The 20188-nt window shown below is 47.8% G+C and carries 22 protein-coding genes and 1 riboswitch; of the genes, 15 read left to right on the top strand and 7 right to left on the bottom strand.

From position 1 onward, the window contains the following. Nucleotides 1-5 precede the first annotated feature (5 nt). Together ispD and ftsB are read right to left on the bottom strand one after the other, a co-directional pair. Complete coding sequence (ispD, locus tag RJ32_RS07070) at nucleotides 6-767, bottom strand: 2-C-methyl-D-erythritol 4-phosphate cytidylyltransferase (RefSeq protein ID WP_034820629.1); 762 nt, start codon at nucleotides 765-767, stop codon at nucleotides 6-8. Nucleotides 768-785: 18 nt separating this feature from the next. Further along, entirely contained in the window at nucleotides 786-1067 is a 282-nt protein-coding gene (ftsB, locus tag RJ32_RS07065) for a cell division protein FtsB (protein WP_011234005.1), read from the bottom strand. A gap of 92 nt (nucleotides 1068-1159) precedes the next feature. Here ftsB and RJ32_RS07060 point away from each other — a divergent pair, with 92 nt between their 5' ends. After that, nucleotides 1160-1882 (top strand): sulfite exporter TauE/SafE family protein, encoded by a 723-nt coding sequence (locus tag RJ32_RS07060; protein WP_034820627.1) that lies wholly within the window; start codon nucleotides 1160-1162, stop codon nucleotides 1880-1882. Nucleotides 1883-1922: 40 nt separating this feature from the next. Further along, a complete protein-coding gene (locus RJ32_RS07055) occupies nucleotides 1923-4412 on the top strand; it encodes an EAL domain-containing protein (RefSeq protein ID WP_034820625.1) in 2490 nt (829 codons plus the stop codon). A gap of 1 nt (nucleotide 4413) precedes the next feature. On the opposite strand, the gene RJ32_RS07050 is transcribed toward RJ32_RS07055, so the two are convergent. Continuing rightward, the gene (locus RJ32_RS07050) at nucleotides 4414-4680 is read right to left on the bottom strand and encodes a DksA/TraR family C4-type zinc finger protein (protein WP_011234008.1); all 267 of its coding nucleotides are present in this window, start codon (nucleotides 4678-4680) and stop codon (nucleotides 4414-4416) included. A gap of 107 nt (nucleotides 4681-4787) precedes the next feature. Between RJ32_RS07050 and RJ32_RS07045 the strand changes: the two genes are divergently transcribed. Both RJ32_RS07045 and RJ32_RS07040 read left to right on the top strand, forming a co-directional pair. Next, on the top strand, nucleotides 4788-5090 hold the full coding sequence (locus RJ32_RS07045; RefSeq protein ID WP_034820623.1) for a DUF2007 domain-containing protein: 303 nt from the start codon (nucleotides 4788-4790) through the stop codon (nucleotides 5088-5090). A 31-nt stretch (nucleotides 5091-5121) separates the two neighbouring features. Continuing rightward, nucleotides 5122-5544: an MAPEG family protein gene (locus tag RJ32_RS07040; protein ID WP_034820621.1), complete on the top strand. Its 423-nt coding sequence runs from the start codon at nucleotides 5122-5124 to the stop codon at nucleotides 5542-5544. Between the two features lie 26 nt (nucleotides 5545-5570). Here the strand turns inward: RJ32_RS07040 and RJ32_RS07035 are convergent, their stop codons facing one another. Continuing rightward, a complete protein-coding gene (locus RJ32_RS07035; protein ID WP_034820619.1) occupies nucleotides 5571-6227 on the bottom strand; it encodes a Fe2+-dependent dioxygenase in 657 nt (218 codons plus the stop codon). A gap of 88 nt (nucleotides 6228-6315) precedes the next feature. On the opposite strand from RJ32_RS07035, the gene RJ32_RS07030 reads away from it, so the two are divergent. The 11 genes from RJ32_RS07030 to thiH all read left to right on the top strand — a co-directional run bounded on the left by RJ32_RS07030 (nucleotide 6316) and on the right by thiH (nucleotide 16534). Continuing rightward, the gene (locus RJ32_RS07030; RefSeq protein ID WP_034820616.1) at nucleotides 6316-7110 is read left to right on the top strand and encodes a hypothetical protein; all 795 of its coding nucleotides are present in this window, start codon (nucleotides 6316-6318) and stop codon (nucleotides 7108-7110) included. A gap of 135 nt (nucleotides 7111-7245) precedes the next feature. After that, nucleotides 7246-7638 carry a cytochrome c gene (locus RJ32_RS07025; protein ID WP_011234013.1) on the top strand — a complete coding sequence of 131 codons (393 nt, stop codon included), beginning with the start codon at nucleotides 7246-7248 and terminating at the stop codon, nucleotides 7636-7638. Between the two features lie 33 nt (nucleotides 7639-7671). Further along, the gene (locus tag RJ32_RS07020; RefSeq protein WP_034820614.1) at nucleotides 7672-8829 is read left to right on the top strand and encodes a multicopper oxidase domain-containing protein; all 1158 of its coding nucleotides are present in this window, start codon (nucleotides 7672-7674) and stop codon (nucleotides 8827-8829) included. Nucleotides 8830-8839: 10 nt separating this feature from the next. Continuing rightward, nucleotides 8840-9592 carry a formylglycine-generating enzyme family protein gene (locus RJ32_RS07015; RefSeq protein WP_011234015.1) on the top strand — a complete coding sequence of 251 codons (753 nt, stop codon included), beginning with the start codon at nucleotides 8840-8842 and terminating at the stop codon, nucleotides 9590-9592. Next, on the top strand, nucleotides 9585-10229 hold the full coding sequence (locus tag RJ32_RS07010) for an SCO family protein (protein ID WP_034820609.1): 645 nt from the start codon (nucleotides 9585-9587) through the stop codon (nucleotides 10227-10229). Before RJ32_RS07015 ends, RJ32_RS07010 begins: the two co-directional genes overlap by 8 nt. Nucleotides 10230-10269: 40 nt before the next feature. Continuing rightward, nucleotides 10270-10388, top strand: a riboswitch (TPP riboswitch). 83 nt (nucleotides 10389-10471) lie between these two features. Then, nucleotides 10472-12175: a phosphomethylpyrimidine synthase ThiC gene (thiC, locus tag RJ32_RS07005; protein WP_034820606.1), complete on the top strand. Its 1704-nt coding sequence runs from the start codon at nucleotides 10472-10474 to the stop codon at nucleotides 12173-12175. After that, nucleotides 12175-13689 carry a thiamine phosphate synthase gene (thiE, locus tag RJ32_RS07000; protein ID WP_034820603.1) on the top strand — a complete coding sequence of 505 codons (1515 nt, stop codon included), beginning with the start codon at nucleotides 12175-12177 and terminating at the stop codon, nucleotides 13687-13689. Before thiC ends, thiE begins: the two co-directional genes overlap by 1 nt. After that, complete coding sequence (locus RJ32_RS06995; protein ID WP_034820600.1) at nucleotides 13679-14437, top strand: HesA/MoeB/ThiF family protein; 759 nt, start codon at nucleotides 13679-13681, stop codon at nucleotides 14435-14437. Before thiE ends, RJ32_RS06995 begins: the two co-directional genes overlap by 11 nt. After that, nucleotides 14421-14621 (top strand): sulfur carrier protein ThiS, encoded by a 201-nt coding sequence (gene thiS / locus RJ32_RS06990; RefSeq protein ID WP_034820597.1) that lies wholly within the window; start codon nucleotides 14421-14423, stop codon nucleotides 14619-14621. Before RJ32_RS06995 ends, thiS begins: the two co-directional genes overlap by 17 nt. Nucleotides 14622-14624: 3 nt before the next feature. Further along, nucleotides 14625-15395, top strand: coding sequence for a thiazole synthase (locus RJ32_RS06985; protein ID WP_034820594.1), 771 nt, complete (start codon nucleotides 14625-14627; stop codon nucleotides 15393-15395). Then, complete coding sequence (gene thiH / locus RJ32_RS06980) at nucleotides 15392-16534, top strand: 2-iminoacetate synthase ThiH (RefSeq protein ID WP_034820591.1); 1143 nt, start codon at nucleotides 15392-15394, stop codon at nucleotides 16532-16534. The genes RJ32_RS06985 and thiH overlap by 4 nt, the downstream gene beginning before the upstream one ends. On the opposite strand, the gene RJ32_RS06975 is transcribed toward thiH, so the two are convergent. The 3 genes from RJ32_RS06975 to RJ32_RS06965 are packed head-to-tail and all read right to left on the bottom strand — an operon-like array spanning nucleotide 16485 to nucleotide 20085. Continuing rightward, complete coding sequence (locus RJ32_RS06975) at nucleotides 16485-17162, bottom strand: hypothetical protein (RefSeq protein ID WP_034820588.1); 678 nt, start codon at nucleotides 17160-17162, stop codon at nucleotides 16485-16487. The genes thiH and RJ32_RS06975 overlap by 50 nt on opposite strands. Continuing rightward, a complete protein-coding gene (gene eno / locus RJ32_RS06970; protein WP_034820586.1) occupies nucleotides 17116-18408 on the bottom strand; it encodes a phosphopyruvate hydratase in 1293 nt (430 codons plus the stop codon). Before eno ends, RJ32_RS06975 begins: the two co-directional genes overlap by 47 nt. Before the next feature lie 39 nt (nucleotides 18409-18447). Further along, a complete protein-coding gene (locus tag RJ32_RS06965) occupies nucleotides 18448-20085 on the bottom strand; it encodes a CTP synthase (protein ID WP_034820584.1) in 1638 nt (545 codons plus the stop codon). Between the last annotated feature and the right edge of the window lie 103 nt (nucleotides 20086-20188).

Here is a 20188-nt window from a genome sequence, read left to right as displayed (position 1 = left end):
CCTCTTTAATTTTTATGATCATTATTGTCCGCTAATAACCAGTCGCGAACACATTCAAAATCTTCCGGGTGAGTCACTTTTAAGTTGCGGATAGAGCCAGGAATAAGCGCCGGCTGGAAACCACACCACTGCATAGCAGAAGCTTCATCAGTTAACTGAGGGTTTAATGCCCCCATATGCTCTATGGCTTGTTGTAAACGCTCTGCATTAAAAACTTGTGGTGTCTGCGCCTGCCACAAGGCCTCCCGATCAACACTGGATTCTATATGGGTAACACCGGTTTCATCATTGACAGAGATAACAGCGCGTTTTAAGGAATCTCTTACCGGAATGGCAAGAATTGCGCCTTGAGGGTCCTTTAATCCGGTATTAATGACCGCTGTTAATGCTTTTTTTGGTAGGCATGGACGTGCTGCGTCATGTACCAGCACATGGGTAGCCCCTTGCGAAACAGCAACTTCAACTCCAGCCAATACGGATTCAGCGCGGCTGTTGCCGCCTGTCACAAAATGAACCTTTGTTGGCAGGCTCTTTTTAAGTTCAATAAGGTATTCAGCATTAGAGTCAGAAACCGCAACGAAAACCTGTTCAACCCGCGCATCCTTTAATACGGCTTCGATGCTGTACTCCAGCAAAGTCCGGTTACCTACCATCAGAAACTGCTTAGGGATGTTAGCCTGCATCCGGCTTCCGCTGCCAGCTGCAGGGATCACAGCCATTAACGAATCAATCTGGCTTTGTGCGTGGCTTTCAGACTCACTCTTCATCTCGCTCACCCGCTCAGGCTATGGATTACGATCAGGTACAAGACGGAAGAAAACTTCATCCTTTTTTACCATCCCTAGTTCGTTACGGGCACGCTCTTCCAGCGCATCTTCCCCTTCGCGCAAATCTTCAATATCTGCGTAAATGAGTTGATTACGTCTTTCCAGATTTTCATTTGTATTTTTCTGATTGCTGACTTCTTGCTGCAACCGCCAATAATCCGGTAGGCTATTTTTGCCAAACCACAGACGGTATTGTAACGCAAGGAACAAGGCCAACAACACGACCAGAGTCACCCGCATGCTCAGCTCCGTTGTTTTTCCTGTTATCATTATGAAGACTATTGACGTGACTGAAAAGCCGTTTTCAGCATTATAAGACAAAAGAGGTTCATTTGGAGTATTTCGCTGCCGCAATAGTATTTTTCTTCGCAGCTTTGGTTCAGGGGATAAGCGGTTTTGGCTCCGGTTTGTTAGCCGTCCCAATTCTGGCGCTGTGGTTCCCTATTAGCGTACTTACGCCTGCACTGTCTGTCATTAATATCGTGATTGGCGGCTGGATCTACTGGAAAAACAGAGAGGCGGCTCGCCCATCTCAGTGGAAATGGTTAATTTTTTCAGGCGTCATTGCTTCTCTGGTATCGGGATCTTTGCTGTTAAGCGTAAACGAACAGTTTATTAAACTGATTCTTGGTTTTGTCATACTGGCTGTTGCGCTCGCTTTGGCTAGCGGTAAACAACTCCCTACGGCTGAACATGCGCCCGGACATATTGCGGTAGGTACAGGCTCTGGCTTGCTCAACGGGTTAATGACATTAGGCGGGCCTCCTATTGTTTTATTTCTGGCCAATGCCCGTATCCCAAAACAACAGTTTCGCGCTACACTCAGTCTGTTTTTCTGCTGCATTGCCATGGCAAACGTCGCGAATTTCTCACGCCAGTCTATTTACGCAGAGCCCCATCTCTATCTGGTACTCACTTTACTACCTTGTGCGCTTATTGGCGCCAGCGTAGGACAAAGACTTCAACAGCATGTATCAGAACAACGTTTTCGACAATTTACGCTGGTACTAATGATACTTTCGGGACTCAGTGTCGTATTGCAAAGTATTAAATAGTTTTAGTACTCCAGCCAACGGCTCTGGTAAAATTAAATTTATGCTTGAAACCCTGTACGCATTTTTCGATTTGGGTCAATTTTCCCAGTCCCCTATAAATGGCTCCCATAACCCGGGGTTAGTCATACTCTCCTATTGTGTCGCGCTGCTAGCTTCTTATACCGCGATACTCACACTGGAACGTGTACAAATATATCAGGCTAAGGTTGCTCGCTACAGTTGGTTAATTGTCAGCGCAGTTATCTCTGGCGTTGGTGTCTGGAGTATGCATTTTATTGGCATGCTGGCTTTTGAGCTTCACCTGCCCATGAGTCATGGCGTGTTGTTAACGCTTATTTCAGTTGTTCCGGCCATTGTCGGCAGCTTTATAGCAATGAAAATTCAAATGTCTTTGTCATCGGTGCGTGCAACACTCATCGCCGGAACTGTTTTGGGCGCCGGTATTGGCCTGATGCACTATACCGGAATGGCTGCAATGGAAATGTCAGCCCACCTTCGTTATGACCCTCTCTGGTTTGTACTTTCGGTATTTGTCGCCGTATCGTTGGGCATCATAGCTTTATTGGCATATCGCCATTATAAAAAATCGGAAAGAACCAGCTGGTTCAGGCGCAGAAGCGCACAAATTGTTGTTGCCGCCATTATTGCTCTGGCTATTTCTGGTATGCACTATACCGCCATGATAGCAGCCAATTTTTACCCTACCCGGGCACCCGATGCGGTATTCAGCGGCCATGGCAACTGGCTGGCTTACGTTGTCGGAATTGGCTCGTGCTTAACCGCTATAATGGCCATTATAGCCTCTCAGATAGACAGACGCTTGCAACAACAGCAAAAGTTAGCCCAAATGTCTGCAGAGCAACTTTATGAAGTTATTAGTGCCATAGATGACGGCTTGCTGCTATTCGACGAACACAACCGTGTTTTGTTAGCGAATCAGGCATTTACGCGACTTACCGGAGATGACCTGGAACGAATAAAAGGCAGTAAACTCAATATTGAAGACTATATTGAGCGCTCAGATAAGTTACTGGAGAATATTAAGAACTCACTAGCCCGCAGAGTTGCCTGGCAAGGTAAAGTTAATGTAAGAAAACGTTCTGGTACGACTTTCCCTGTTCGCTTAAGTATTTCAGAAGTACGCTATAACCAACAGAAAGAACGACATTTTGTAGCAACGGTCACAGACATTAGTGCAGAAGTTGAATCCAGTGAACGTATTCGTTATCTGGCTTACAACGATGCGTTAACCGGGTTAGCGAACCGCCGCTCTTTGTTGGATCATTTGCAAGATCAGCTCGCAACTTATAAAGAAGCAGGCCAAAACGGTGCGTTAATTCTCTGTGATATCGATAAATTTAAAATACTGAATAACACCCTGGGTTCGGATATGGGTGATTTACTGTTAAAACGCGTGGCAGAAAGGCTGCAAAGTTCGACGAAAGCCAACTCATTCCTGGCGCGTTTGAGCGCGAACGAATTCGCGGTCGTGCTAACCGGACTTGAGCGTGGTAATTCAGTCAATATAAAACAGCAATTGCTGACCCGAATTTATCAATTGCTGGATCAACTGCAACAGCCCTATCAGCTCAACAGCTACACGCACCTTTGCTCCTTTAGCGCAGGCGCCTCCCTGTTTGACGACAGCGAATCAAATGCTGAAACCTTAATGACCCAGTCAGGCCTGGCATTATCTCACTCAAAACGCAAAGGTGCGGGAGAAGTCTCACTGTTTCGTCAGGAGTTTGCTGATGCAGTAAGTAAGCGAGTCAAACTGGAAGAGCAACTGCGTAATGCAATAAAACAGAACGAATTCGAACTTTATCTGCAACCTCAGGTAAATATTGAGTCAAAGCCCACCGGAGCTGAGGCGCTCATCCGCTGGAAACAAAGTGATGGCCGCTTTGTTTCTCCTGCTGACTTCATTCCTTTAGCCGAGGAAACCGGCTTAATTGTTCCTTTAGGGTACTGGATTACTGAGCGTGCCTGCCAAATTCTCCAGCAATGGCAACAGAGCCCTGAAAAAGCAAAGATGCAACTGTCGATTAACGTCAGTGCCAAACAGTTTCAGCAGCCCGAGTTTGTTGAGCAGGTTCAACTTCTGGTAGAGAAGTACGAGATACGGCCTCATCGATTAAAGCTAGAGCTCACTGAGAGTTTGCTGATGGACGACATTTCCAGCGTAACCAATAAAATAAAGCAATTAAAGCGCCTTGGTATTGAGTTCGCGCTGGATGACTTCGGTACGGGTTACTCGTCGCTTTCTTATCTTATGCAAATTCCGTTCGACACCCTGAAAATTGACGTATCTTTCGTACGTAACATGCTGGATAGTATGGAAAAGGCTCAAATTGTTTACACTATTATTCAGCTAGGAGAAAGCCTTAAACTGAATATTGTTGCTGAGGGAGTAGAAACCGAAGAACAGTTTAATTATTTGGCGCGACTAAATTGCGATACCTTTCAAGGTTACCTGTTCAGCAAACCCGTACCTGAGTCTGAATTTCTGGCAGATAAGACAGCCCCATAGCTTAACGTAACTGGCTGTCTTTACTTCCACGCCGGTTAAAACCCGCTTTGTTTGAGTCCTGCTTGTCGAGTTCCGCCTGACATTCCACACACAGACGAACACCAGGAATCGCTTTGCGCCTGGCCTCCGGAATAGGCTCGCCACATTCTTCGCAAAACTCCAGACTTTCCCCGCCGGTAAGTTTGCTGCGTACACGTTTTACTTCATCTTCGGTACTGGCATCAATTTGTTCCTGTACGGCACCATCGTGCGACCAGCCACCCGCCATATACAACTCCTTAGAAAAATGGAGAACACAAACAGACGCTGAGTCTGATACATTAACTATAACGTAAAAATACATTGCTATTCAGGTTTTACCTATAAGAAACGCCTATGAAACTTATTTATACCCATGAAAACAAACTATTAGTGGAAAACGCCCGTAACCTATTACAAATGGAAGGCATTGAAACAGTTATGAAAAATGAGTTTTCCAGTGGCGCCGCTGGTGATTTAGCGCCATTGGATACCTGGCCTGAATTATGGCTTGTTGATGATACTCAACTCGCTGTCGCAAAAACACTGATTGAAAATATGGAAGAACAAGCGAACGGCCCGGACTGGCGTTGCAATAATTGTCAGGAAATTAACGGAGCCGCTTTTGAAGTATGCTGGAGTTGCGGTAGCCCAGCTTAACCAAATCATACGGAACAAAAGGAGACATAAAATGAACGGAAGTGAAACTTATACAATGGCTTATTGGGGCGTACTCATTGCTCTGGTCATTTTGCTGGTTCAATGGGTTATTGCCAGCGGTCAAAAAGCGAAACAACCCGGTGCCGTTCCGGGTAAAATCGACGACTCACTGAGTCATTCATTTTTTGTGTTTCGTGCTCACCGCACGCTAATGAACTCGTTAGAAAACTATCCGCTGATGCTGGGCACAGTATTTCTGGCCTTCTTCATAGGTGTCAGCGCTTTCTGGACAGGGATATTTATCTGGATTTTCGCTATTGCTCGCTTAATTCACATGGTTCTTTACTACGCCATAGCAACGGAGAAAAACCCCAGCCCCCGCAGCTATTTCTTTATGATTGGGCTAGCAGCTAACGTTGCTTTGCTTATTTTGTGCGGTGTCACTCTGGTTTAAAAGCCGTTAAATTTTTTCTGGGCTGATCACACATCAGCCCATTCTCTTAACAGGTTATGAAACACCTTGGTCAGGCGATCAAAGTTTTCAGACTTACCGTTTGCATCAAATTCAGCTTTCAACGATTGCTCTATATCAAAGAGTAGCTCCCGGTAATTCGGCTGTTTAACCAAGCTTTGCACCCAGCCTATCATTGCCAGCCGGGAACCTTTAGTCACCGGATTAACCCGATGCAGGTAATGGCTCGGATACATAAGAATATCCCCCTGCCCAAGCCGCCAGCTCCGCTCACCACTGGCATCCTCAATAACCAGCTCTCCGCCTTCAAAATCCGATAAGGGTGACAAACCCAGCGTAAAAGAAATATCGGTTCTTACCCCGTTCATTAAGGAGTCGTCCATGTGGGTACCGTAGTACTCTCCCTGCTGATATCGGTTTATAGTCACCCGCGCCACCTGCTTTGGCCGCATAACCGATTGCACCAGAGCGTTTTGCTGAAGCCTGTCCAGCAGCACTTGTGTAGCTGCCTCAGACTTTTTACCCGACAGTTGCTGGTTATTTTTCACATCTTTCGCTGCCCAGCCTGCGGTTTTCTTACCATCACTAAACTGCCCGGCATCAAGGCCTGCAACAATACTCTTTACTGTATCTGTATCTACGGCATTGCTAATTTGTAATATCATTATTCCACACTTCTAACTTGCGAATAGTTATCATTTCTGCAAATATACATGAGTTAACTCTCTCAAAAAAGCATACTAAGGTCTTTATATGTTTGAAAAGAAAAAAGTTTGGCTTGGCGTTGGCAGTGTTCTGGCCACCACCGTAGCAGCATCACAGGTAACAGCAGCGCCACTGACTCAACCGGGCGCGGCACCTTCCATGTTCATGGCTGCCCCTATGGCAGAAGGCGAAATGGCCGCTCCTGAAATTGATTTAAACACCAATGACACGGCTTTTCTGGCTCAGCTCGGTTTTATTCGCGGCCATTTATGGGTGGGAATGAAACTGTACGAGCAAGGCCACATTGAAATGGCTAAAACTCACATGAAACACCCGGGTGACGAGCTCTATAGTGGTCTCACTGAAGCATTTGAAGCACGCGGCTTACCCGGATTTGCCGAACCGTTAAATACCCTGGCGGAAAGTGTCATTAATGATAAAAATGAAGGCACGGTCATGAGCAACTACAAGGCTCTGCTGGACTCTATCAGCGCTAATGAACCTATAGCTGACATGTCAGCTAAAGACGTCATATTGAGTGTTTCATCAATGCTAATGGTAGCCGCCGACGAGTACGCTATAGGCATTCAAAATGGCGAAGTCGCTAACGTGCACGAATATCAAGACGCCATGGGCTTTAAAGAAATTGCGCTTGAACGCTTAAACCGTATTAATTATAAAGAAGCAGAAAAAGCTGAAGAAGCCATTAGCGAAACCCGCAAGGTCATCAGTAACCTTGAAAACCTCTGGCCTACTACTACCCCAGAAGGTGAATTTGAGGGAGATCCTAGTAAAATTTACGGTGCTGCCTCTCGTATTGAACTGGAAGCACGCAGCATTTAATACCTACCAACCTGCATTCGGCTTACTTCTTTTACACATAAAGGAGTAGGCCTGAGTTACCCCTTCATTTCACTCGCAAAAGCTCATTAAAGCAGTATTCTAAAGGCATCTTAAGTCAATTACGAAGGTGTCGTTATGAGCATTCAGTCTCTTTGCAAAATTTCAGTCATTGCCGTGTCATTAGCTGGCTTGTTTATGAGCCAGTCAGCCAACGCAGGCGAAGGCGAAAACGTTTACAAAAAATATTGTCAGGCATGTCATCAACCAAATGGCAAAGGCATGCAGGGCGTATTTCCTCCGCTGGCAGGAAATACAAATATCAAAGATAACCCCGACTACATAGCTAAGACAATTATCAATGGTAAGTCCGGCGCGCTAACCGTTAACGGAACAAATTACAACGGAGCTATGCCGCCCATGGGTTATCTGAAAGACGCCGATATAGCGACCTTAGCTAACTACATCAATACCGATCTTGCAGGCGGCAGTGAGACTATCACAGCCGAAGCCGTTGCCAGTTTGCGTTAAACCTATTTGTTATCAGTTAAAGGAAAAATCATTATGAAAACTCTAAGCTTATCAATTATCAGTGCCTCTCTTCTGGCTGCTATGGCGTCAGCGTCAGCTCCGGTTAATGCGGAAGAGCTCAGCCTTAAGCACGACAGCGAATATGTCATTGATGGTAAAATCTTTGGATTACCAGAAGCTAAAGTCTACCGCGAAGACTACAACGGCCCGGCGGTTGTTGGCGACTATCTGACTCAGGTTCCAAACATAGCGAAACTTGACTACGAAGGTAACAAAACTCATGACATACGCATGGATGTTTTCTCTCAGAAAATAGAAGTAGCACCGGGAGTAACCTATTCGGCCTGGACATTCGGTGGCTCAGTACCCGGACCGGTATTGCACGTACGTGAAGGTGACCGTGTTATCTTCAAAATGAAAAACCGCTCTGACGAAGAAGTGACTATTACTAAGCCAGTTAAAAATGGTGCTCCGTTCATTCAGCAACTGCAGGCCAACGGTTATCAGAATAACCAGCCAGTCGTTAATCCAATGCCCCACTCTATGGACTTTCATAGTGGCACAGTAGCAGCGGAAGACAAATGGCGTACCATTTCTCCGGGTGAAACTATTGAGTTCGAATGGATAGCCAACTACGCGGGTACTTATATGTATCACTGTGGTACTTCCAGCGTACTCATGCACACAGCTATGGGCCAATACGGCGCCGTTGTGGTATCTCCTAAAGATGGCTACCCAACTGACAAAGACGTTGATAAAGAATTCGTTCTGGTTCAGTCAGAGCACTATTTGGAAGAAGCCTCAGAAGGTAACTACATCTATAACCACGGTGCAGCTTTAGACCGCCAGCCAAGTCATGTGACCTTTAACGGACATGTTGCAGCACTTAGCGACAACCCTTTACGAGCGAACGAAGGTGACCGTGTGCGCTTACATGTTTTAAACGCAGGTCCTTCAGGCACTTCCAGCTTCCACGTAATTGGTGCGATTTTCGACCGCGTCTGGTACGAAGGTGATCCGCGTAACGAATGGTATGGCATGCAAACCGTGCTGCTGGGTGCCAGTAACAGCGCAACCATTGAATTTATTGTTCCGGAAGAAGGCATCTATAAGTTGGTCGATCACGAATTTGCTGATGCAGAGCGTGGCGCAGCTGGTGCATTAATTGCCGGTCCGCGTAAAGAGAAATAAGGGGAAACTTATGGTTAAGTGGCTTGGAGTTGCAGGTGTTTTATTGTCACCCTTAGTGCTCGCTGATCCAGTTCTGATCAATGGTGGTACTTTCGAACCTCCGGTCTTACTGGACAAAGAGCGCCTCAGTATAGAAATGGAAAGTTTCATGCTGGACGCAACCCCTGTCACTAACCAAGAGTTTCTGGAATTTGTCATTGAACAACCTCAGTGGCAGCGAGACAACATCGCTGCCCTATTCCATGATGGAAATTACCTGAAGCATTGGGATGATAATACTGAATTTGCTAAAGGCAAAGACAACGAACCAGTCACTTATGTGTCTTGGTTTGCCGCACGCGAATACTGCTCCGCACAAGGTGGCCGTTTGCCTGGTCTTAACGAGTGGGAGTATGCGTCGGTCAAATATCGGCAACAGCAGAACATCAGCGACGATGATTATGCCCGTAACCTGTTTGCCTGGTACAGCCAGCCACACAGTGCGAAACAACAAACCGTCGACCCAAATGCTGAGCAATTGATGCACATGCACGACCGTGTCAACGAATGGGTAGACGACTATCAATTATTATTAACCAACGGCGATGACGTCGATTTGCTCTCCGGCTCATGTGGCGACGGAGCGCGCTTTATGTCGAGTTTTAGTAACGCCAATTACGCCACATTTTTCCGTTATCAGTCACGCAGTGATTACGCCCCGCAAAGTGCGACCAGCACTATGGGTTTTCGTTGCGCATACGACCTGGAGAACGACCATGAATAAATTGCTAAAATTGACCGCCCTGGCCTCTTTGATCTTTGCTGTCCAGTCTTTTGCGCAGGATCACTCGCATCACAATATGCACAAGAATCAGACAGCTAACGACCACAGCAATCATACGGCAATGAACGCAGCAGAGGTCTCTCACTCCGAGTCGGTATACCAGGTGGATGCTACCTGGAAAACACATAAGAATAGCGAACTAAAACTTTCAGAACTTGAAGGTCATCCCGTTATCCTTTCCATGATTTATGGCAGTTGCACTACCGCCTGCCCGGTATTGGTCCATGATATAAAACGCTTATACAGCAAGCTGGACGAAGACATTAAACAGCAAGTTAAGCTCGTTATGGTGAGTTTTGACACCGATCGCGATACACCCGAGGCACTCGCTGACTATGTTAAGCAGTATCAGCTTAACAACGACAACTGGCTGTTTCTGAACGGTTCCGAGCAGGATATCAGAACCTTAGCTACAGTACTTGGCGTGAGGTATCGACAGCGCCCGGACGGTGATTTTGATCACAGCAATTTGATTACTATTCTCGATAAACAAGGGCTTATTGTTGAACGCATAGAAGGCTTAAGCCAGCCAATGGAGAAACCAGCTAAAGTTGTCGCTAAACTGGTTAACGATTAACAGCGGTTGCATTCGCTCTAAGATTTTGTTCCACTAAAAAGGAATCTTGTCGGAGTGCCGGTAGCTTTCTTAATGAAGCTACCGGCTGAGACCGCAATTGCGGGATCCGTTGAACCTGATCAGGCTAATACCTGCGAAGGGAACAAGAGAACATCAGCATGACACAACCGTCGTTTCTGCGCTGGTGTTCCTTTCAACACTCCTGACAAGCATCTCTAACATCGACAAAATGAGAGAATGCTATGTCAACTGCACCATCGAATAACCGTTTAAACCGCCAACAGGCTGAATCCTTTTTATCATCGCTATCCGGGCATTATTACCCTAATTCCAGCCGTGAATTTCTGTCTGGCAACAACGATATCCAGGTACCCTTTCGCCGCATTCATTTAAGCGAAACTTTGCACCAGCCCACGCCGGGCGTAAAGTTGCCACCGAACGAACCAGTGGATGTCTATGATACCTCCAGCGTCTACGGTGACCCGAAAGCTAAAATTGACGTGAAAGCAGGTTTGAAAAAGGTTCGTGAAAACTGGATTCAGGATCGCCATAGCGAGAACCAGCAATATAATCACGGCATTACGCAGTTAGCTTACGCAAGACGCGGCGTGATCACCCCTGAGATGGAGTTTATTGCACTGCGTGAGAATATGGGTCGGGAGCACCTGGATAACCCCATAACGCCAGAATTTGTACGCGATGAAGTCGCCAGTGGGCGCGCAATTATCCCCGTTAATACCCACCATCCCGAATCTGAACCGATGATTATTGGCCGCAACTTTTTAGTAAAAGTGAACGCCAACATTGGTAATTCTTCGGTCAGTTCGTCCATTGAAGAAGAAGTTGAAAAGCTGGTATGGGCGACTCGCTGGGGCGCTGATACCGTAATGGACTTATCTACCGGCCGTAATATTCACCAAACCCGGGAATGGATCTTACGCAACAGTCCAGTGCCTATTGGTACTGTGCCTATTTATCAGGCTTTAGAACGGGTCAATGGCGTTGCTGAGGATCTGAGCTGGCCAGTATTTAAAGACGTACTGCTGGAACAGGCTGAGCAAGGTGTGGACTACTTCACGATTCACGCGGGCGTGCTGCACGACTTCATTAAACTGACTGCAAAACGAGTTACCGGCATTGTCTCCCGTGGCGGTTCAATAATGGCGAAATGGTGCATGGCGCACCAGCAAGAAAGCTTTCTTTACCAACACTTCCGCGATATCTGCAAAATTTGTGCGAAATATGATGTGTCGCTGTCTTTAGGTGACGGCCTGCGCCCCGGCTCCATTGCCGACGCCAACGATGAAGCTCAGTTCGCAGAACTTCGGGTACTAGGCGAGCTGACTCAAATTGCCTGGGAGTACGATGTACAGGTGATGATAGAAGGCCCCGGCCATGTGCCCATGCATAAAATTCAGGAAAACATGGATGAGCAGTTAAAACACTGTCACGGCGCGCCGTTTTACACCTTAGGGCCGCTAACCACAGATATCGCCCCTGGTTACGACCACATTACCTCAGGTATTGGTGCCGCCATGATTGGCGCCTTTGGCTGCGCCATGCTTTGCTATGTTACCCCGAAGGAACACTTAGGCCTGCCCAACAAAGAAGACGTAAAACAGGGGATGATCGCCTACAAAATAGCTGCTCATGCGGCCGATTTAGCCAAAGGACACCCAGGCGCTCAGGCGCGGGATGACGCTATGTCAAAAGCCCGTTTCGAATTCCGCTGGGAGGATCAGTTTAACCTGGCATTGGATCCTGTAACTGCCCGCAGCTATCACGACGAAACTCTGCCGCAGGATTCGAACAAAACCGCGCAGTTTTGCTCCATGTGCGGTCCTAAGTTCTGCTCCATGAAAATTTCGCACGAGGTACGTCAGTACAACCCGGACACTCGCATTGATGTAAAAGTGAAAGATGCGGCGACCGAAGGAGCAGACTAATGCCGGTACCTGTCGTATGGACCGTCGCGGGTTCTGACAGCGGCGGTGGCGCGGGCATTCAGGCGGACTTACACACCTTCCGCAGTCTGAATGTACATGGCTGCAGTGTCATAACCACAGTAACAGCGCAGAATTCGGTTGAAACCACCGGGTTATTCCCGTTAGCTGCTGACGCCATTCGTCAGCAGTTGGAATGCCTGCAACAGGACATGCCTCCTGCTGCGATAAAAATGGGGTTGCTTAGTAATGTGCAACAGCTTCAGTGTGTGGCTGACTTTTTAAAGCAGTGGCCTGATACCCTTCCCCGACCTTTCGTGGTCTGGGATCCGGTGGTTGTCAGCACTCAGAAAGATAGGCTGTCAGAGCTGACCCCGGAACACTGTGCAGAGTTACTCTCGCTGGTTGATATTATGACACCGAATTTGGATGAGCTGAGTTGGTTGAGCGGCGTAGAGGTTACTAATGAGAACTCAATGTGTCACGCCGCCGAAAAACTCATTCATGCCGGGCTAACTCAGCTCCTTATCACTGGTACTGAGTTTGGACACGTCGATGAAATCTCTGACTATTACCTTAGCGCCGATGGACATACCCAGTACATTCAGCAGAAGTTGAGAACAAAACACAGCCACGGAACAGGCTGCACCTTGTCTTCAGCCATTGCCGCGGCGTTAGCACATGACTATCCACTTGAGAATGCCATTACGGTCGCTAATGCCTACGTGCATCAGGGTCTCATTCAGGCGAAAGGTATAGGCCGAGGACCAGGCCCTGTTGCTCATACACACTGGCCACAGCAAATTGACCATTTTCCAAAGATTAATACGCCGGAGTTGCCCTGTGTTGACCTCCAGTTTCCCAGGCTGGGCCAGGAACCCGGATTGTATCCGGTAGTGGATTCTTACGAGTGGATAGAAAAGCTCTTAAAACTGGGCATTAAGACACTGCAACTGCGTATTAAAGATCCTGATGCTCCTCAGTTGGAAACCGCTATTAAACAAAGCATTCAGCTGGCGGAACAATACTCAGCGCAGCTGTTTATTAATGATCACTGGCAACTGGCAATTAAGCACAACGCTTATGGCGTGCATTTAGGTCAGGAAGACTTAACCGAGGCTAACCTTCACGCTATTCAGCAAGCAGGGTTGCGGCTGGGTATTTCCACTCACAGCTACACCGAGTTATTGATCGCCCATGTGTATAAGCCCTCTTACATCGCGTTAGGTCATATTTTCCCAACGCAGACCAAGGCTATGCCCTCTAAACCGCAGGGGCTGCAGCGACTACGTCTCTATGTGGCGTTACTAGCGCCAACGACTATACCGACAGTCGCTATTGGCGGTATTTCTTTAGAGCGCGTAGCTCCCGTAACAGCTACCGGCGTTAACGGCATAGCGCTTGTCAGTGCGATAACTGCTGCGAACGACGTCGAGCAAGCTGTTCGTCAGCTACTAAAGGAAATGAAAGCTGACGTTGAGGTTAAATCAGCAATGGAGGTTGCTCATGCTGAGTAACGAACAGCTTCTGCGCTACAGCAGTAACATACTGATGAAAGAAATAGGCGAAGTTGGACAACAGCGTTTGCTCAAAAGTCATGTGCTGATTATTGGCTTGGGTGGTCTCGGCTGTCCTGCCAGCCAATACCTGGCGTCATCGGGCGTTGGGCAAATCACACTGATCGATCACGACACCATAAGTCTCAGCAACTTACAGCGGCAAACACTCTATTCCAGCGATGATATTGGCTTGTCCAAGGCGCGGCAAGCTGGTCATTCTTTGTCGCAGTTAAACCCAGACATCCGTATAACCGCTCTTGAAGAGCAAGCCTTTGAAGGTAATCTGGACGCGCTCGTCGAGCAAGCCGATTTAGTCCTGGACTGTACCGACAATCGCGAAACCCGATACCTGATCAACCAAAGCTGCTACCGGCTGAACACACCTCTCATTTCTGCTGCGGCGCGAGGCTTTAACGGGCAACTTATCGCGTTAAATCCGGCGCAATCCCACGGCTGTTATCAGTGTCTTTATCCCGACGATGTCACTGAGCCACTGAACTGCAGTAACGCAGGTATAGCCGCTCCTGTTGTGGGCATTATGGGATCCAGTCAGGCGCTACAGGCAATTAATTATTTTACCGGCCATAAGCTTGCCTGGGGGTACCTGCACACCTTCAATGGCTTATCGCAAAACTGGCAAGAACTCTCTTTACCCCGGGCCGCATCGTGCCCTGTATGCGGAGGTCAAAATGCGCATTCAAATTAATGACAAACACTTTGATATCACTGAGAAAAGCAATTTATCGCAGCTACTGTCTGCTAAGAATGTCGATACCTCGGCCGTTGCCATAGCTTTAAACGGACAGATTATACACCGGGAACAATGGCAACAAACCGAGCTTAAAAAAAACGATACCATTACACTTGTTCAGGCTGTGGCCGGAGGTTAAACCATGCTGAGAATAGCCGATCGCGATTTTCATTCCCGCTTACTCATAGGCTCAGGCAAATACAGCAGCGCTGCCATTATGCAAAAGTCTCTGGCAGCTTCCGGTAGCGAGTTGGTGACACTGGCATTAAAACGCGTTGAACTCGAACGCCCCACCGACGACATTGTCACACCCATTAAAAATTTGGGTTTACAGCTACTACCCAATACCTCCGGCGCAAAAACCGCACAGGACGCTATTTTTGCTGCACGCCTTGCCTGTGAAGCTTTAGGTACCCATTGGCTTAAACTGGAAATACACCCCGACCCCAACTATTTGCTGCCGGATCCGATAGAAACCTTAAAAGCTGCTGAAGCATTGGTAAAAGAGAGCTTTACCGTACTGCCCTACTGCGGCGCTGATCCGGTATTGTGCAAACGCTTAGAGGAAGCTGGCTGCGCAGCTGTAATGCCGTTAGGTGCGCCCATAGGTTCAAACCAGGGCCTGATTACTCGAGACTTCCTACGGATTATTATTGAGCAAGCTTCGGTGCCGGTCATTATCGATGCAGGCATTGGAGCGCCAAGCCACGCCGTTGAAGCCATGGAAATGGGCGCAGACGCCGTATTGGTAAATACCGCGATAGCTACTGCGAATGACCCTGTCGCTATGTCAAAAGCCTTTCGCGATGCGGTTATTGTTGGACGTCAAGCCTTTGAAGCGGGGGTAAATCAGAGTGCTTCGTTAAAAGCCACAGCGTCCAGCCCGTTAACGGAATTTCTGGAGTCGTTATGAGCTTTTACACTGTCTGGGAGCAAACCAGCTGGGACAATACGCGCCTGCAGCTTTACAGTAAAAACGCGGCTGACGTTGAAACCGCTTTAAACAAAAAACATCTGAATACAGACGATTTTATGGCGTTACTGTCGCCGGCGGCGGAGTCCTATCTGCCCCTTATGGCTGAGCGCTCAAAACAACTGACCCGGCAGCGCTTTGGTAATACCCTGCACCTGTTTATCCCGCTGTATTTATCGAACCTGTGTGCTAACGATTGCAGCTACTGCGGCTTTTCCATGAGTAACCGCTTAAAGCGTAAAACGTTGTCACCAACTGAAATCGAGCAGGAATGTCAGGCCATAAAAGCCAAAGGTTTTGACACCCTGCTGATAGTGACTGGCGAGCATGAAACCAAGGTAGGTATTAATTATTTTCGTCACGCGCTACCTATTATCAAACGCTATTTCAGCTATGTCATGTTTGAGGTGCAGCCATTGGCTACCCAAGAATACGCTGAATTACGCACGCTGGGTCTGGACGCCGTTATGGTCTATCAGGAAACTTATCAGGCCGCTACGTATGCTAAACATCATTTAAAAGGCAAGAAACGTGATTTCCGCTGGCGGCTTGAAACACCCGACCGCCTGGGCGAATGCGGTATCGATAAAATTGGCCTGGGCTCGCTGATTGGACTGGAGGACTGGCGTATCGACAGCACCTTTACCGCCATGCATCTGGATTATCTGCGGCGACGTTACTGGCGCAGTCGTTACTCGCTGTCATTTCCACGGCTACGTCCTTGCGCCGGAGGTGTCGATAACGCACTCACAATTTCCGATAGACAGCTGGTTCAATTAATTTGCGCGTACCGGTTGCGGTTCCCGGATGTAGAACTCAGCCTTTCTACCCGCGAACAGCGAGCGCTTCGTGATGGTTTATTCCGTTTAGGTGTGACCTCGGTCAGTGCCGAATCGAAAACTCAGCCCGGCGGTTACGCCAACGAGCAACAAGAGCTGGAACAGTTTTCCATAGATGACGACAGGCCAGTAAGTGAGGTGGCGCAGGCAATAAAAAAGAAAGGATTACAACCGGTATGGCAGGACTGGCTTAACGAGCTATCCGCAATGCCACCTGAAACTTTTTCCAGTCCAGAGTAGCCACCAGCAAAAGCTCACGCAGCGTTAAGGTGCGTGGGTTAATGCGCCCTTTGTGATTCCACTGATGCCCGCAGCTGGCTGCGGTCATAATGCGTTTATTGGGCTTGAGTAAAGTATCCTGACTGTGTTCACCCTGCCCGGAAAAATCAAACCAGCCACGGTAATTCAGATGCAGGCGCTTTTTATCAGGGTCCACACGGTCGATGCTGTCGAGCATTATGGTCGTAAATTCAGGAGTTTGATAACGAACAGGAACCACCAAACCCAAAGCCGCATGTTTAGCAAACCATTGGCTCTGCCCTTCGGCAGATATACCGGCTAAAGGAACTTTTGTTGGCTGAGGGGCCTGCCAGCTGGCGTTCTGAACATCCAGCTTTAACGGCGAATACTGCACTGCATTGAGGCAACCGTGCGCGGCGTGACGAATATAATGCGGAAGACTGGCTAAACGACGTTGCAGAGCCGCAACAGGCATATCATTAACCTGCGCCAGTTGCGGTAATTCGCGTTCATACAGCGCTGAGCACAGCTCGGCAAAATCGCCCTGCTGTGCCAGCGGCTGAAATATGTCCGCCTGTTGATTAGCCAGCGTTGACTTCCTGTCGTCCGCGGTAAGGCGCTTGGCCATTCAAATCGCCCTCTATACGCAATAATTGGTTGTACTTAGCAACCCGGTCAGAGCGACACAGTGAGCCAGTTTTAATTTGACCCGCTGCGGTGCCTACTGCCAAATCGGCAATAGTAGCGTCTTCGGTTTCACCCGAACGGTGAGAAATAACCGCAGAATAACCCGCTTCACGCGCCATCGCGATAGCTGCTAAGGTTTCTGTCAGGCTACCAATCTGATTGAATTTAATCAAAATTGAATTGGCAATCGACTTGTCGATACCTTCTTTTAAAATACGCGTATTGGTCACAAACAGGTCATCACCGACCAACTGAACTTTGCTGCCCAGTTTTTCGGTTAAGACTTTCCAGCCGTCCCAGTCGCTTTCGTCAAGGCCGTCTTCAATAGAAATAATTGGGTAACGGTCGCAAAGCTCTGCCAGGTAGTCGGCAAACTCTCCGGCGGTAAAGGACTTACCTTCGCCAGACAATTCGTATTTACCGTCACGGTAAAATTCAGAGGCCGCACAATCCAAAGCCAGGGTAATGTCGTTGCCCATTTTGTAGCCCGCGTTTTCAACTGCTTCGACAATAACCTGCAAAGCTTCTTCGTTAGACGACAAATTTGGCGCAAAACCACCTTCGTCACCAACCGCTGTGCTTAAACCGCGTTTCTGCAGAACCTTTTTCAGAGCATGGAACACTTCAGCGCCCATGCGCAGGCCTTCTTTGAAGCTTTCAGCGCCAACTGGCTGGATCATGAACTCCTGAATATCCACGTTATTATCTGCATGTTCACCGCCGTTTAAAATGTTCATCATTGGCAATGGCATGCTGTATTTACCGCTGGTGTTATTCAGGTTGGCAATATGTTCGTAAAGCTCAATGCCTTTACTCAAAGCCGCTGCTTTCGCCGCCGCCAGAGACACAGCTAAAATAGCGTTAGCACCTAACTTTTCTTTATTATCGGTACCGTCAAGCTTCAACATAATGTTGTCGATAGCTTCCTGATTAATTGCATCAATACCGCTTAAGGCTTCAGCAATAGCGCCATTAATATTGGCGACCGCCGTTTCAACACCCTTACCCAGGTAACGAGAAGTGTCGCCGTCACGTAACTCCAGAGCTTCACGTGAACCGGTTGATGCACCGCTTGGTGCTGCCGCACGGCCCATATGGCCAGATTCCAAATAAACGTCGGCTTCAACCGTCGGGTTACCACGGGAGTCCATAATTTCACGACCAACAACTTTAACAATCTTACTCATGCTTAAATCCTGTTTAATGCTTAATCATTAGCCGGGTTATTAACCCAAACGCTCTTTATGAAATTCGCCAGCAGCTTCTATAAAGCCTTTAAATAACGGGTGCCCGTCACGCGGCGTTGAAGTGAATTCCGGGTGGAACTGTACAGCCACAAACCAGCGATGTTTCGGGTTTTCCAGAATCTCAACCAACTGCTTATCGTGCGAGTAACCGGTAATTTTTAAGCCAGCTTTCTCCAGTGCTTCAACATAATGGTTGTTCACTTCGTAACGATGACGGTGGCGTTCTTCAATGGTCTCTTTACCGTACATTTTAAGTGCTTTAGAGCCCTTTTCTAAATGACATTCTTGTGAGCCAAGACGCATGGTGCCACCCAAATCAGAATGCTTATCGCGCAATTCTTTCTGGCCGCTGGCGTCCATCCATTCAGTGATAAGTCCCACCACAGGATCGCTGCAACTCTCATCAAATTCAGTGCTGTTAGCGCCAGCTAAACCAGCCACATTACGAGCGAATTCAATCATTGCGACTTGCATACCTAAACAAATGCCCAAATATGGAACATTGTTTTCACGAGCGTATTTCGCCGCAATTAGTTTTCCTTCAATACCACGACCGCCGAAGCCGCCGGGAACCAAAATAGCGTCCACGTCGTCAAGCTTAGAAGTGCCTTTGGTTTCTAAATCTTGCGAGTCTATGTAACGAATGTTCACCGTTAAACGATTCTTAAGACCAGCATGCGCTAAGGCTTCGTTAACTGACTTGTAAGCGTCCGGCAGTTCAACGTATTTACCGACAAAACCAACCGTGACTTCACCGTTCGGATTCGACTCCTGATAGAGAACCTCTTCCCACTCATGCAAGTCGGCTTCAGGACAGTCCAGACGAAAACGTTTGGTCACTATGTCGTCCAGGCTCTGAGCCTTTAGCATAGAAGGTATTTTGTAAATACTGTCAACGTCGCGCAGACCAATAACCGCGCGCTCTTCTACGTTGGTAAACAACGCAATTTTCGAACGCTCAGTTGCCGGTAAAGAACGATCTGAACGGCATATCAATATATCGGGTTGAATACCAATAGAACGCAGTTCTTTCACTGAGTGCTGTGTTGGCTTAGTTTTCACCTCACCCGCAGCGCCTAAGAATGGCACCAGGGTCAGGTGCATAAATAAGGTGTGGTCACGACCAATTTCCGTGCCCAATTGACGAATGGCTTCAAGGAAAGGTTGTGACTCAATGTCACCCACCGTGCCGCCAATTTCAATAATGGCAATATCGAAGCCTTTACTGCCTTCAATAACACGACGCTTAATTTCGTTGGTAATGTGAGGAATGACCTGAATGGTCGCTCCTAAAAACTCACCTTTACGCTCACGGCGAATAATGTCTTCATAGACACGGCCGGTGGTAAAGTTGTTGCTGCTGGTCATACGGGTGCGGATAAAACGCTCGTAGTGACCAAGGTCAAGATCGGTTTCAGCTCCGTCTACAGTGACAAAAACTTCACCGTGCTGAATTGGACTCATGGTACCCGGATCTACGTTAATGTAGGGGTCCAGCTTCATGATAGTAACGTTAAGGCCCCGTGCTTCAAGAATTGCCGCCAGGGAGGCTGCAGCAATGCCTTTACCCAGCGAGGATACAACTCCGCCGGTTACGAAAATATAGTTTGTCGCCATGTGATACCTAGTTGGTCAGGTCAAATTTGGGATTGCATTCAGACGGGAAAGTAGTATACCGAAAGACGACCCTAACAACAAATAAAAAGCACGCCACCTGTCT

It is taken from the genome of Idiomarina sp. 28-8 (genome assembly GCF_000320945.2).
GTDB lineage: Bacteria > Pseudomonadota > Gammaproteobacteria > Enterobacterales > Alteromonadaceae > Idiomarina > Idiomarina loihiensis.
The sequence above is the reverse complement of the archived record's forward strand: the minus strand, read 5'-3'. Positions and strand labels throughout refer to the sequence as shown.